Origin of the sequence: Stenotrophomonas sp. 278, from assembly GCF_003935715.1 — a bacterium.
GTDB classification, from domain to species: Bacteria; Pseudomonadota; Gammaproteobacteria; order Xanthomonadales; family Xanthomonadaceae; genus Stenotrophomonas; species Stenotrophomonas maltophilia_AH.
The window spans coordinates 1-1,500 of record NZ_RHPP01000282.1 but is presented as its reverse complement, the minus strand read 5'-3'; the positions used below and the strand labels follow the sequence as shown (position 1 = coordinate 1,500).

Sequence of the window (1,500 nt, the reverse complement as noted above, 5' to 3'; positions counted from 1 at the left end):
ACCAGACCAAGGATCTGTTCAAGCGCTGGCTGTTCTACGGGATCGGCACGATGTTCTCGATGGCGGTACTGGCCGCAATGGTAGGCATCGCGCTGGACATGGTGATCCGCGTGGCGAGCACCTTCTGGCTGACGGCGGCCGCTGACAAATGGATTCTGCAGGATTCCGGCGCTGCCGGCTTCACCAGCCAGGCGATGCAGCAGGGCGGCATGGGGTTGATCCTAACCACGCTGATTCTGACTGCTCCCCCAATGGCCGCGATGTTCTTCCAGGGCACGTTGGGTGGCTTCATGGCATATTCGCAGATAGGTGGCTCGGCTGCGGCGGGTCCGCAGGGTCAGCCGCCGGGTGCTGTGCCGGAGAGAACGAAGAATGCTGACGATGCAAACCACGGTAGTGGAGCGCAGATGAATGAAGGAAGGACTGTAATGGGCACTCAAGGGAATCAAATAGCCTTGAATAACACTACAGGGAAATACGGAAATGCCCCCATTGCTTGACCAGATTGATGCAAGAAATTGCGTTGAGGAGCTGATATGAGACGCATTGCAGCGCTGCTAATGATTGCGCTTTCATTTGGTGCATATGCTGAGGGCAGGTGCCCACCCGGGCAGTATCCTGTTGGAGACCAGAATGCGGGTGGTTGTGCTCCAATCCCAGGCTACGGCGGCGGAAGCGGCTCGCAGGGAGCCTCAGGTGAGTGGCTTACTCGCTGGGGTGCGATCGCCGAAGATTTCAGCGCGCATGAGAGGGGCGTGGCAACCGCTACGGGTGTAGCTGAGTCTCGCCGTTCGAAGCGGGAGGCCGGCAAAGTCGCGGTTGATCAATGTCAGAAGGCTGGCGGACTAAAGTGCAAGGTCGTTGCTAGCTACTACAATCAATGCATCGCTATTGCTGACCCCAAGCCCAAGAGTCAAGGCGGGCCGGGCGGTAAATCAAACATTTTCAGTGCAGTGAGCGAAGATAGAGCAAGAAGTGAAGCATTGCGGATTTGTGGTGAGGGGAGTGGATCCCAGTGCACCGTAGCCTACTCTGCATGCAGCATGTCGGAATTCAGGAAGTTCTGAAGGGCAAGTACTTCTATGTTATCGGCCGATCCGTCGCTTGAGTGCTGCGAAATGCGGGCCGTACTTTGTAGTTGGAGGGCGGGCTGTATGAGGCTGCCTCGCTAGAACGGACGCCAAGTAGCGACAGTTTAGTCGCGCTTGGCGGCTCCCTATGTCACGCCCGTGACCTAGACTGCCGCGAGAACAGAGGGAGCCGATGTCACGGCAATACGCATCCCTCTTGAACAGGAAGAGGGCATGTTGAGAGTCATGCTAGCGCTCGGCTGGAGCGTTAGGATGATGCAGCAGTTGAGTCGCAACTTGGGGTGATGAGTAAGTCGAGAGATGGCGACCAGCATGGCCATGTTCGGCACCACCATCCAGGACTTCCTGACCAACGACGTCAAGGGCGTGATCACCGCCGTGGTCACCGGCAAGGATGATCCGCCGGAGA

The 1,500-nt window shown here is 57.6% G+C and carries 1 pseudogene; it reads left to right on the top strand.

The annotated features are described in order from the left end of the window. Positions 1–500: pseudogene (locus EGJ34_RS21660) on the top strand (type IV secretion system protein); the annotation flags it as partial. Positions 501–1,500 lie beyond the last annotated feature (1,000 nt).